This is a genomic window from Echinicola rosea (assembly GCF_005281475.1).
GTDB lineage: Bacteria > Bacteroidota > Bacteroidia > Cytophagales > Cyclobacteriaceae > Echinicola > Echinicola rosea.
Genome location: NZ_CP040106.1, coordinates 3,517,025 through 3,529,971 on the forward strand (window position 1 = coordinate 3,517,025; position 12,947 = coordinate 3,529,971).

Genomic DNA, 12,947 nt, shown 5'->3' on the forward strand with positions numbered 1-12,947 from the left:
CATTAGGCAGCCCCTTGAATATATTTAGGAAAATAGCTGAACTGTCCAGAAAGGTGAAAGGCTGAGACTAAACAGCAGCCCTTCCTCTTCCTCCTTTGAATATTTTGTTGATCATACCGGACTTATTCTTGTCATCGGAATAATATCCATAGCCATATCCACCGTAATTAAGTTCTTTGGAAGGAACATCATTGAACACGGTGTAGATGTTTCTGAAACCTTTTTTATCCTTTAGGTTATTGATATCTTCTATAAAGCTTCGATTGCTATAGTTATGCCTGATGACACATAAGGTGACATTGACCATTTTGAGTACCGCAAGTGTCTCACTGGTGAGGCCTATAGGAGGAGTGTCAAAAATGATCACATCGTATTTTTCTTTAAGTTCCTCTATCATGGTCTCAAACTGGGCTCCTATGAGCAGCTCGGCAGGGTTAGGGGGGGTAGGGCCCGCTACCATCAAGTCCAGGTTTGGGAAAGGGGATTTTTGTATGACGGCATTGACATCATTTACCTGTTTGCTGAGGTAAGTAGATAATCCAACGGCGTTGCTGACCTTAAAGTCATTGAATAGTTTAGGTTTATGCAAGTCGCAGCCTACTAGTATGGTTTTCTTTTCGGCAATCGAATAGGCAGATGCCAGGTTCATGGACGTAAAACTCTTTCCTTCTCCTGCGATGGATGATGTGATCGCGATGGTGATCTTTTCTTCTTTCGGGACGATAAATGTCAGATTGGTACGGAGCGACCTGAACGCCTCTGCAATGGAAGACTTGTTCTTGTTAAGTACGACTAAGTTGTTTTTATTGCTGTTGTGACCCACTGACGTTAGTACAGGGTTGTTGAGTTTGGCTTCTAGTTCTTTCTTATCCTTAATTTTTACATTGGTGAAGATCATGATGCTGATGATCAATACAGGAAGAATAAAACCTAAAGCAATGCCTATAATATAATTCGTAAGTGGTTTAAGCGGAAGTGGTATATACGAAGGTTTCGCACTTTCCATGATCTTATCTGGAGCGGTAGTAGAGACCATTGATATGGCCGCTTCAGCCCTTCTTTGCATCAGGAAGGTATAGATATTTTCATTTAGCGTAAATGACCGCTGAATTCTCAATAGGTCTTGCTCAGTAGAGGGTAGTTTTTTAAACTCACTTTCCAGTTTATATAGCCTATTCTGAAGACTGGAAACCAGCCTGTCTGAGTTATTGATGGTGTTTTTCAATACTTCATTAATAGACTTGTTGAGGTCTTCTATTTTTTTGCTGACTTCTTTTACGTTTGGAGCTGAGGCCGTTTGGGTGGCGAGATACTGAGAACGTTCTGACTGAAGAAGGATCAAATCCTGAATTAATTTGTTCAAGATGGGATCTTCTATCCCTATCCCAGATGGAAGGATGATATCACTGTAGTCTTCTCGAGAAAGGTAGCTCTGTAGATTTTTATAATAATCGTTTTTGAAGGTCTCCTGATTCAATTCAGACTCGAGCTCTGTGATTTTTTGGAAAATCGAGCTTCCTTCTGTTCCGATATTGTAAGTTTTGTTCTTGCTCCTGAACGATTGTAGTTTGTTCTCTATGGTCGATAAAGTATCCGATACGCCGTTGATTTGGTTATCTATAAAATCGACTGTCTTTCTGGCTTGGAGGTTTTTCTCTTCTAATGAATTGTCCAGAAAAGTTTCCAGCAACTTGTTGACATAGTCTGCGCCCTTTTCTGGAACGGTAGTGATCAAAGAGATATTCAGGATGGAGCTCATGGCGTCCATAGGTGCTATGGTGAGGTTTTCTCCGGTATATTGAGCTAATAGACTTTTTCTGTTTCTAAGCGTTACTTTGATTGATCCAGGTGCTTTGGTGTCTATAGGGATCACCTTGATTCTAGCGTGAGCCGTTTCTATCCACCTGTTGAAGGGGAATGCCTTAGGGGTCGTATTAATTTCGATTGGTGTCAGTTTTCCGTCACTTGGAGTGTCCAAGGTATATTCAGGACTGATATAACTGAGCACAAAATTGTCGGCGCTTTTCCACTCGATTTTGAACTTGTTTTCAGTTAGTTGCGGATGATTCCAGTCCACTTCTACCTTTATGGGGGAAGATTGATAAATTTCTTGGTCTTTAAAAGTTCCCTCTTCGTAGTATTCTACATCAAAATCCATCATGTCCAGTACTTCGTTGGCAAGGTTATAGGACTTTAGTTGGTGGCCGTCATTGGCCATTTTGTTTATAAGGGTATTGTTATAATCTTGAGGCATGTTCGTCAGGTTGAGGATATTGCCCCTTTGCATGTCTTCCTCAATTAGCAATTTCCCACTGACCTTATATTCTGATGGTTGTGTTTGATTGAAGAAATAGGCAGCTGCACCAAATACGACCATTGATAATAGGATAATCGGCCAGTATCTCAAGTATTTTGAGAATAATTCCTTGAAGTCAAAAGTATCGTTGCTTCCCTCAGAATAATATTCGAATTCGTTGTTGCTCATGGTGATGGTAATTTAGTTGTTATTGGTGGCATTATAGATCAACACGCCAAGTGTAAGGGTGGTGACAAGTAACTGGAAGGTTTGGACGAAAGTAGCTCCCGTTCCTAGTTCCCTTACTTTCATTGGCTCTGCGTATATGAGGTCATTTGGGCGTAAAAAATACAAATCGGACTCCATGATTCTTTCGTCCAATAGGTTGATTTTATATACTTTGGATCCTTCGGGATACTGTCGGATGAGGGAGACCTCATGACGATTGGCGACGGTGGTCATTTCCCCAGCATTGGCAATGGCCTCGAAAATGGTCACCCTGTTTTGTAGAATGGTGTATTTGCCAGGATTGTTGAATTCCCCCAATGCACTGTACCTCATTCCTCCTAATCGAACACGGACAAAGTAATCAGAGTCTGAATTGACATAATTTTTCACTTCTTCTTCTACCAATGTTTTAGCCGCTTCTATAGTAAGGCCTACGACCTTGAGATTTCCGATGACGGGAAGTTCTATGAAGCCCTCATCATCAATCGTGTACCCCGTCATAAAATAAACGTCTCCACCATCAGCAAGTCCTCCTCGCATGGCATTGCTGTTTGATGCGGCGTCCGAATCATTGAAAAGTAAATTGAGCTCTGGGCTGGTGGTTCTGATATTTACATCAAGCACATCATTGAGTTGCAATTTGTAATCCTCGTACTTATGCACCTTCAAGTCGCCTGAAGTAGCTACCATTTTATCAGCATCCTGTTCTTGTAGATAGATCAATTTCTTGTTGGATATACAACTAAAGGATAACAGGCTGATCAAGCAGAAAATCGTAAAGTTTCTTATTTGTTTCATTGCATTTTGGTTGGATAGTATCTGTAAAAGTTTTGTTCCTTAACAATGCTTAAAGGTAAAAAAAAAATATTCGATAAAGCAATTTTAAATTAAAAAAAATGATGTTTATATACATAAAAAAGTTGAAGATTGCTTTATGATGCATTTCAAGGTAATTTTTTCGCATTTTGTAACATGGGTATTAATGGCCCTGAAATGGATTTAAAAGGGAATATTCCTCGGCAATTTTTAATTCTTATGTACTTTTGTGGAACGGTAAATGGGAGAAAGCGATGAGCAAACCTGATTTTGATGATATTTTTATGGAACTGGCCGTTAACTTGGCCAAAAGATCACACTGCATTAAGAAGCATGTCGGGGCTGTCCTGACCAAGGAGACAAGAATTATCTCTATCGGATACAATGGACCTCCTTCAGGTACGCATAATTGTGATGAGGAATTTCCCGAAAGCGGTTGTAGCAGAGATAGCAAGGGGAGCTGTTCTTTGGCCATCCATGCCGAACAAAATGCCATTCTGTATGCCGTTAAAAACAATGCTTCTGTAGAAGGGTCTACGTTATATGTAACCTTGGCGCCCTGTCTGGCATGTGCTAGGATTATTTATAGCATGGGAGTGGCCAAGGTAGTGTATATGTATTCCTATGCCGAGTATAAAGGTTTGCCCTTTGATGAAGGCGTAGAGTTCCTAAAGAAATTCGGAGTGGAAGTGGAGCGTTACGATAAGGAGATTGTTTACGAAGATCATCTTATTTAAATAAAGTTGACTTCCGGGTGGAGGTCAATATCAAATCGCTCTTTTATGTCCCGTTGGATTTTGTTTGCCAGGGCCTTGATCGCTGCGCCGTCACCATCACCATAATTTACCAGGACAAGAGGTTGCTTTTTATGGACACCCACATTGCCAAACGTTTTGCCTTTCCATCCTGCATTTTCGAGCAGCCAAGCAGCAGGGATTTTTATGCCCTTTTCCTGTGGATAGAAGGGGATCTCCGGATAAAGTTGCTTCAGTTGTTCAAATTGTGATTCCGAAATCACGGGGTTTTTGAAGAAACTGCCGGCATTGCCCAGTTTTTGAGGATCTGGAAGCTTTTCTTGTCTGATTTTGATGACGGCATCGCTGATATCCCTTAGTGTATAGGCATTTTCTTTCCGGCCCATCTCATCTAAAGTGGATTGGATGGCACCGTAACTTATATTGAACGTCGGTTCTTTGGAGAGCTTATAGGTTACATGAGTGATAATGTACTGGTCACGGGCCACGTTTTTGAAAATACTCTCGCGGTATCCAAACTTACATGCTTCCTTTCCGATGGTTTCGGTTTCCAAACTGGTCCTGTTGATAGCTTCCAAGTGGTCAAAGACTTCTTGGATTTCTGCCCCATACGCACCGATGTTTTGCATCGGAGATGCCCCCACGGTGCCCGGGATAAGAGAAAGGTTCTCAATTCCAGCCCAATGCTGGTCGATCGCATGGAGGACAAAATCATGCCATACCTCACCAGCACCGACTTTCACCCAGACGTGTGTGTCATTTTCTCTAAAGACTTCGATTCCTTTGATATTGATTTTTATCACCAGCGCAAATATATCTTTCGTCAATAGGACATTGCTGCCTCCTCCAAGAATAAGCACGGGAAGGCTTTGGTCTCGGGCCACCTTTAGCGCTTCTATTATGTCTTCTATTGAATGTGCCTCTACAAAAAACCTGGCATTTTTGTCAATTTGAAAAGTGTTGTATGGTTTTAAAGAAATGTTTTCTTGTATATTCATGAATGATATTTGCTTGGTCTATTGGGACTGGTCACTCGCTAATGGTGTAACGAACTTAGTTATATATTGATATGGTACAGCAAAAGCTTTTGCGAAATAAATAAGATTTTAAAAATAAAGAAACGAGATTCCAAACAAAGATTATAGTTAGCATGAAAGAAATGATTATTAATGGCATTCGAATCAGACCGGGACAGTCGATCAACATTGAGATTGCCATTGCCAGATTGCCTACTCATACCTTGATTGATTTGCCGGTGTTTATCCGAAGGGCAAAAGAAGATGGTCCAGTAGTGCTGATCAGTGGAGGGGTGCATGGGGATGAAATCAACGGAATCGTAGCGGTAAAGCGCATGCTCGAAGAAGAACTGCTTCAACCGGTGCGGGGTACGATCATTTATATTCCCCTTGTGAATGTATATGGCTTTTTAAGCAATAGCCGGACATTTCCGGACGGCAGGGACCTGAACAGGAGTTTTCCTGGGAATAACAAGGGATCGCTGGCATCCCAGATTGCTTATATCCTCACCAATGAAATTATTCCGGTCATTGACTATGGTGTTGATATTCACACCGGTGGAAGGATGCTGGGGAATTATCCTCAAATCCGAGTGGATTTTAAAGATAAAATAGGGATGGAAATGGCCAAGGCATTTGGTGCGCGGTTTGTGTTGAATTCTTCCCATATCGACAAATCCTTCAGAAAGGAGGCCTTTAAGCGAAAGAAGCACATTTTGGTCTATGAAGGCGGAGAGTCCATGAGGTTGGACGAGTTTTCGATTGACGAAGCTATCAGGGGCACCAAAAGAATGTTGAGTTACTTGGGGGTGATCGATGAGGATATTCCTATTGACGAACCGATTATCATTAAGGAGAGCTCTTGGACCAGGGCAAAGATTTCCGGTATTTTCACACCTGTCGTACAGATAGGTGATGAGGTAAAGAAGCGGCAAGTTTTGGCTCGTATTTCTGATCCTTATGGCCAAGTGAAAGTTCCTGTAAAGAGTAGTTCCAATGGTTTTGTGGTTGGCCTAAATAATTCACCAGTAGTAAATGCCGGTGATGCACTGTTCCACATAGGAAAAGGTTGATGTGGAGATAATTACGTAAATTACTTTAAAAATATTAGGTACCATTTTTGTGACCCATAATTGATGACTTTTAAAGACTATATTCAGATTCGAGAAAGAAGTGAGCAGCTATGTTCCCATCTTGAAACAGAGGATTTTGTGATCCAGGCTGCCGAGCATGTAAGTCCCGTAAAATGGCACCTTGCGCACACCAGTTGGTTTTTTGAAACATTCGTGCTCAAACCCTATCTTATGGATTATAAGGAATTTCATCCTGATTTCAGTTACTTCTTTAACAGTTATTATAATGCCGTCGGAGCCAGGACCGTCAGAAACCAACGCGGACTAATGACACGGCCTACTACCGAAGAGGTATTTGATTATCGCGGGTTTATTGATGAACAGATGAAATTGATCATTGAGGGGGGTATGACAGCTGAAGTGGAAGATACTATTCGGCTTGGCCTCAATCATGAACAGCAGCACCAAGAACTTTTGGTGACCGATCTGAAATACAATCTATGGCTAAATCCATTGCTACCCGCCGTGCTGAACATCAAGGAGTATCCCAAACAGGAGGGAAGTGGCTGGATTAACATACGGGAGGACATCTATGAAATCGGCCATGTAGGGGAAGGGTTTTGCTATGACAATGAGTGTTCACGGCACAAGGTGTATCTCGAAGATGTTCAAATTGCTTCAAAGCTTGTGTCCAATAGGGAATACCTGGAGTTTGTACATGCAGGAGGGTATGAAAATCCAGAATATTGGCATTCTGACGGATGGGCATGGGTACAGCAGGAGGGAATCGGCACTCCGTTATATTGGATGCTGGAGAATGGAGCTGCGTATTATTATACTTTGGATGGGAAAAAGGAGATGGACTTGGATGCTCCTTTGGCACATGTGTCCTTTTATGAGGCGGCAGCCTATGCAGAATGGGCCGGATGTCGATTGCCTACAGAAGCAGAGTGGGAGATAGGCAGCAAAAGATTTTCATGGGGAGAACGATGGGAATGGACCAATTCAGCTTATCTCCCTTATCCTCGCTACCAAAAAGCGCCCGGTGCCATAGGTGAGTATAACGGCAAGTTTATGGTCAATCAGATGGTGCTTCGTGGAGCTTCGGTCGCCACTTCACCGGGCCATTCGAGAAGTACGTACCGCAATTTTTTCCATCCACAATATCAATGGCAGTTTTCGGGAATAAGACTTTGTAAGAAATAAATCCAACTTTCTATGGAATATACCCTTAAAACAGAAACCGAGTTTGCCAAGGATGTCCTGGCAGGGCTCAGCGCTCCACAAAAATACCTTTCTTCAAAATACTTTTATGACCAACGTGGGGACAAGCTATTTCAACAAATAATGCGTCTTCCGGAATATTATCTTACCAAGAAAGAATTCGCCATTCTGGACAGGTATAAAGCAGCTATTCTGGCCCCATCAATATCATCTCGTTTTAACCTCGTGGAAATGGGCGCGGGTGATGGGCTTAAAACAAAAATATTGATCAATCATTTGCAGCAGGAGGGTGCGGATTTTACTTATTTTCCAATTGATATCTCAAGTACGGTACTCGATGAGCTCAAAGCAGACCTTCAGCAGTCTTTTACATCTTTGGATGTGGAACCTATTGTAGGTACCTATAAACGTGCACTGGAGCAAAGGAAATGGGAAAACGATCACCCTACCCTCTTACTTTTTTTGGGAGGCAATATCGGAAATTTTCATTATGAGCAAGCGGTCGGTATGCTCCGTAATGTTGCCGAGTCGCTTAAATCAGGAGATCATCTGTTGATTGGTTTTGATCTGAAAAAGGATCCAGACATCATCTTGCGTGCTTATAATGATGCGGAGGGTGTGACGAGAGATTTTAATCTCAATATTCTTGCCCGGATCAATAAAGAGCTCGGAGGAGATTTTGACCTGACAAAATTCAAGCACTGGCCGATGTACGATCCGGTCACTGGAGAATGCCGAAGCTATCTGGTGAGCACACAAAGCCAAAAGATATGCGTTAAAGGCTTGGAGAGGGATTTTTATTTTGAAAAGGCAGAGCCTATCCATACCGAAGTATCAAAAAAATACAGCCACCATGAATTGGAGAAATTGGCAGCAAAAAGTGGCTTCTTGGTGGTCCAAGATTTTGAGGATCAAGATCATTATTTTACCAATAGCCTTTGGCAGAAGCAATAGGGGATATTGCTTCTTGTATTCATGATGGTTACCTTCGCGATTCGTTAAAAAGAAACCTCTCATGCAAAGCAAGCCCTTTACCTATTTATGTCATGTGCAGTATCTTGGTTTTCGATATCACGGTTGGCAAAAACAACCTGGGGTAAAGACCATCCAAGAAATGCTGGAGAGGAGCTTTAAAGGTTGGCTTGGACATGGAGAATTTAAGCTCTTGGGAGCAGGAAGGACAGATGCAGGAGTGTCTTGCATGCAAGGGGCGTTCGAGCTTTTTTCTGCCTACGAGGAGCAGCTAGAGGGGATGGTGAAGGGAGTGAATGCATTTCTTCCCGATGATATTCGACTGTTATCCGCAGCACCCATAGGTCCGGATTTTAATATTATCCAGGATGTCAAAGAGAAGGAATACCGGTATTATTTTTCCTTTGGGGCTAAACCTCATCCTTTTTCAGCTCCTTATGTAGTGGTATTTCCTGAAGCCCTTGACATTCCCTTGATCCAGGAAGCTGCCAAGCTTTTTGAAGGGGTGAATGATTTTAGGAATTTTTGTACCAAACCAAAAGCCGAAGCGGTTTTTAAGAGGGAAATCGTCGCATCATCTGTGACGGCATTTAAGCAGGCAGTACCGGAATGGGAGATTCGTACCGCTATATACTGCTTTAGCGTAAGAGGCAAAGGATTCATGAGGAACCAAGTGCGGTTAATGATGGGGGCACTTTATGATCTGGGAAGGGGAAAGCTCACTGTTGATGAGCTAGAAAAAGCCCTAAAAGGTACAAAAGAGGTGTTTCCGCTGAGCGAAAAAGCTCCCGCAAGGGGTTTGGTATTGGAAGAGGTGCTTTTCTGAAATAATAAGAGCCCTCTTCAAAAGAAAAGGGCTCTGGAATCAAAAGTCGCTTTTATTCAAAGAATTTTTTCAGTCCATTGATTTTTTCGGTCAAGGAAGCCTCTACTTTTCGGTAGGCGTCACGGTTTGGAAGGTGCTCGTTTACGGAAATGTAGTATTTGATTTTTGGCTCAGTCCCAGATGGTCGAGCAGAAATCTTACTCCCATCTTCCAAATAGAATTGTATGACATTGCTTTTATCCATGTCGAGATCTTCTTCCGTACCCTCAGCGATATTGTATAGTTTGCTTTCTTTTACATCGATCACTTTTACCACTTTGGTACCATTGATGGCTTCCGGCCTATTGGTCCTAAAGCCGTGCATGAGCTGCTGGATTTGCTCTGCGCCGTCTTTTCCTTTTTTGGTGACGGATATCAGTGATTCTTTGTAGAAACCATATTCCTGGTAGATTTCGGCAAGGACATCAAAGAGGGTCATGCCTTTTTCTTTATAATAGGCTACCACTTCTGCCAACATGGCGCAGGCAGAAACACCGTCTTTGTCCCTTACGGCATCACCAACCAAGAATCCATAACTTTCTTCCCCACCACCGACAAACTGTTTTTTGCCTTCAAGTTCACGAATGATGGCAGCAATATTTTTAAAACCTGTCAATACCCTGTAACAAGGGATATTAAATCCACGACAGATTTCCTCGATCAATTCGGTGGTAACAATGGTATTTACCATGAATTGCTCTCCGGTAAAGAGTCCATGTTCTCTCCACTGGTTTAGGAGGTAATAGGTCAGGATGCTACCAGTGTGGTTCCCATTGAGTAGTTCATACTCGCCTTTTTCATTGGGAATGGCAGCGGCATAGCGGTCACCGTCAGGGTCACAGGCAAGGACAAGTTCTGCATTGACTTCTTTTGCAAGCTTCAGGGATAGGCTTAGGGCTTCAGCTTCTTCAGGATTGGGATATACCACAGTAGGGAAAGTCCCGTCAGGTTGCTCCTGCTCTTTTACGACATGTATGTTTTCAAAACCGAACGTTTTCAGGGCAGCTGGGACCATTTTTCCAGAAGCACCGTGAATGGGAGAAAACACGATGCACATGTCCCGTTGGTTAAGAATGGCTTTAGGGGAAAGGCTGAATTTTTTGATATCGTTCAGGTACGTGAGGTCCATCTCCTGGCCTATATACTCGATCAGCGCATCATTCTTGTCCCATTTAACATCATCAATGGATTTGATTTTCTGAACCTCCATAATGATGTTTTTGTCGTGAGGTGCCACGATCTGTCCGCCATCTTCCCAGTACGCTTTGTAGCCATTATACTCCTTCGGGTTATGTGAAGCGGTGATCATTACGCCGCTTTTACAACCATAGTGCCTGATGGCGTAAGAAAGCATGGGAGTAGGGCGCATTTCTTCAAAATACTTTACCTTAATGCCATTGGCGGTAAGGACATTAGCAGTGGTTTCGGCAAAAAGCGTATTGTTTATCCTGGAATCATGGGTGATAGCTACTTTTATTTCTTCCCCAGGAAAACAGGCCAGCAGGTAATTGGCCAATCCTTGTGTGGCCATTCCTACAGTGTACACATTCATGCGGTTGGAACCAATTCCCATTACGCCACGGAGTCCGCCGGTTCCGAACTCCAGGTCCTTATAAAAGGAATCGACAAGTTCCGATGAATCTGATGCGTCTAATAGCTGTTGGATTTTGGTCTTACTTTCTTCGTCAATGTTGCTGTTAAGCCACGATTGGGCCTTGCTGATAATGGATGTGTCTGTCATGTTTAATAAAAAGCTTAAAATGAAATCCTAATTTAAGCATTATTGCGTTTAATGCCACTTCAGTGAATGGGAGATAACGAAAAAGTAAAAAAACTTTTCCTTTTTGTACATCATAAGTAATTCTACATGAGCAAACTCATAAATTACCCCTTAGGGCTTGTTCTTGCTCAATGGCTTCAAATAGTGCTTTGAAGTTGCCTTTTCCAAATGATTTCGCTCCTTTTCGCTGAATGATCTCGTAGAACAGGGTCGGGCGGTCTTGTACGGGCCTTGTAAAGATCTGTAGCAAGTAGCCCTCTTCATCCCGGTCCACTAGAATGTTCAATTGTTTTAACGCTTCAACGGCCTCATCTATTTTGCCTACACGGTCTGTTAAGCTGTCGTAATAATTTTCGGGGACTTTCAGGAACTCAACTCCCCGTTTTCGCAACTCACTTACAGTAAAAATAATGTCGTCCGTGGCGATAGCGATGTGCTGAACTCCGGGACCATTATAAAAATCAAGGTATTCTTCGATTTGGGATTTCTTTTTGCCCCGAGCAGGTTCGTTTATGGGAAATTTGATATAACCATTGCCATTTGAAACCACTTTTGACATGAGTGCAGAATATGCCGTAGAAATGTCCTTGTCATCAAAGGTGACCAAGAGTTTAAACCCCATAACATTTTCATAAAATTTCACCCATTTGTCCATCTCTCCCCAGCCTACATTTCCCACGCAGTGATCAATGTACTTAAGGCCTACTGGAGAGGTGCTGATACCTTTTTGGGACCGATAGCCGGGCAAAAAAGGACCATTGAAATCCTTTCGCTCTACGAACGTGTGGATCGTGTCTCCATAAGTACTGATGGAGGCAAGCCTTACGGTTCCATTGGCGTCACTGATCTTAAAAGGCCGCTCATTACTGGTGGCTCCCCGGGATGTGGTTTCATGCCAAGCCTTTTCTGCATCATCTACCCACAATGCCAGTACCTTCACGCCATCCCCGTGTTTCGATGCATGCTGGGCAATAGGGTGGTCTTCTGTCAACGCGGAAGTAAGTACCAATTTTACTTTACCTTGTTGGAGGACGTAGGATGCACGATCCCTAAGTCCAGTTTCGGGTCCTGCATATGCCACAAGTTCAAATCCAAATGCTGCTTGATAATATATGGAGGATTGCTTGGCATTTCCCACGTAGAATTCGACATGGTCAGTGCCGTTTATCGGAAGAAAGTCAGTATTCATCATGGAGTATTTTGGGTTTATATCTTTTTCTCTTTAAACAAATATAACCTTTTAGAGATGCATTTAACAGTGGATGTGTTGTTCGAAAAAAGGAATTAGCTGCTGAGTGTAAGTTAATTTGCTCTGTTTTTCGTCCGAGCCTGTCAAAGGATGCCATAAGCTCCCTATGTAGAGCCCTATTTCCCCCAGAAATATGGATTGATTGGCAATACTTCAGTAAGTAAAATAAGAATCAAGCTTTCTTTTTGGAAACTCTCAGTGGATTCTCTAATTTCATGTTTCATTTGAAAATCAAGTAAAATAATAATGGATTTAGAGAAGTTAGATAAGGACCTAACCGCTATTGTAGAGAAGAGGATCGAGCTTAGTAAGTTGACCTACGCAGATGAAGATTATGATGATATCGAAGAAGAAATGCATGATCTCGAAGATGACTTCAATGAAGAGTATGGTGACGAACTAGAAGGAGAATTGGCAAAGATTTATGATAAATTGGATTCTGACACGGATATTTTGCTTCCATCTGCCTATCTGGCAAATAAATACACTCCTATGCTTCCCGATGCGAAGGGCGTTGTCTCTTACGAAGTAAAAGGAAAAGAGGGCGTGCCCATAGAGTCGGAGCAGTTTGATGGCCAGGATGTTCGCATTATCATCATCCCGAATCCTACTCGCTTCGTAATGCAGATAAATGGCGTCCCGATGAAGGACTTGTGGCGATCACGATAAATTA

11 protein-coding genes are annotated in these 12,947 nt (G+C 42.4%); 6 read left to right on the top strand and 5 right to left on the bottom strand.

Annotated features, from left to right (window positions below; all coding sequences use genetic code 11):
- Positions 1-67: 67 nt before the first annotated feature.
- Positions 68-2,485 (bottom strand): GumC family protein, encoded by a 2,418-nt coding sequence (locus FDP09_RS14015; protein ID WP_137403263.1) that lies wholly within the window; start codon positions 2,483-2,485, stop codon positions 68-70.
- Between the two features lie 12 nt (positions 2,486-2,497).
- Positions 2,498-3,322, bottom strand: a complete 825-nt coding sequence (locus FDP09_RS14020) for a polysaccharide biosynthesis/export family protein (protein WP_137403264.1) — start codon at positions 3,320-3,322, stop codon at positions 2,498-2,500.
- A gap of 272 nt (positions 3,323-3,594) precedes the next feature.
- Here FDP09_RS14020 and FDP09_RS14025 point away from each other — a divergent pair, with 272 nt between their 5' ends.
- Complete coding sequence (locus tag FDP09_RS14025) at positions 3,595-4,077, top strand: deoxycytidylate deaminase (protein WP_137403265.1); 483 nt, start codon at positions 3,595-3,597, stop codon at positions 4,075-4,077.
- Here FDP09_RS14025 and murB read toward each other — a convergent pair.
- Positions 4,074-5,093, bottom strand: a complete 1,020-nt coding sequence (gene murB / locus FDP09_RS14030; RefSeq protein WP_137403266.1) for a UDP-N-acetylmuramate dehydrogenase — start codon at positions 5,091-5,093, stop codon at positions 4,074-4,076. The two genes, FDP09_RS14025 and murB, sit on opposite strands and share 4 nt — an antisense overlap.
- Before the next feature lie 152 nt (positions 5,094-5,245).
- Between murB and FDP09_RS14035 the strand changes: the two genes are divergently transcribed.
- From FDP09_RS14035 to truA, 4 genes are all read left to right on the top strand, one after another.
- Positions 5,246-6,184 (top strand): succinylglutamate desuccinylase/aspartoacylase family protein, encoded by a 939-nt coding sequence (locus FDP09_RS14035; protein ID WP_137403267.1) that lies wholly within the window; start codon positions 5,246-5,248, stop codon positions 6,182-6,184.
- A 63-nt stretch (positions 6,185-6,247) separates the two neighbouring features.
- Positions 6,248-7,390: an ergothioneine biosynthesis protein EgtB gene (gene egtB / locus FDP09_RS14040; RefSeq protein WP_137403268.1), complete on the top strand. Its 1,143-nt coding sequence runs from the start codon at positions 6,248-6,250 to the stop codon at positions 7,388-7,390.
- A 12-nt stretch (positions 7,391-7,402) separates the two neighbouring features.
- Entirely contained in the window at positions 7,403-8,362 is a 960-nt protein-coding gene (gene egtD / locus FDP09_RS14045; protein WP_137403269.1) for an L-histidine N(alpha)-methyltransferase, read from the top strand.
- 61 nt (positions 8,363-8,423) lie between these two features.
- A complete protein-coding gene (truA, locus tag FDP09_RS14050; protein ID WP_137403270.1) occupies positions 8,424-9,206 on the top strand; it encodes a tRNA pseudouridine(38-40) synthase TruA in 783 nt (260 codons plus the stop codon).
- A 52-nt stretch (positions 9,207-9,258) separates the two neighbouring features.
- On the opposite strand, the gene FDP09_RS14055 is transcribed toward truA, so the two are convergent.
- Entirely contained in the window at positions 9,259-10,986 is a 1,728-nt protein-coding gene (locus tag FDP09_RS14055) for a phospho-sugar mutase (protein ID WP_137403271.1), read from the bottom strand.
- A gap of 136 nt (positions 10,987-11,122) precedes the next feature.
- Positions 11,123-12,214 carry a 4-hydroxyphenylpyruvate dioxygenase gene (hppD, locus tag FDP09_RS14060; RefSeq protein ID WP_137405039.1) on the bottom strand — a complete coding sequence of 364 codons (1,092 nt, stop codon included), beginning with the start codon at positions 12,212-12,214 and terminating at the stop codon, positions 11,123-11,125.
- 306 nt (positions 12,215-12,520) lie between these two features.
- Here hppD and FDP09_RS14065 point away from each other — a divergent pair, with 306 nt between their 5' ends.
- A complete protein-coding gene (locus FDP09_RS14065; protein WP_137403272.1) occupies positions 12,521-12,943 on the top strand; it encodes a hypothetical protein in 423 nt (140 codons plus the stop codon).
- The last annotated feature ends 4 nt before the right edge of the window (positions 12,944-12,947 follow it).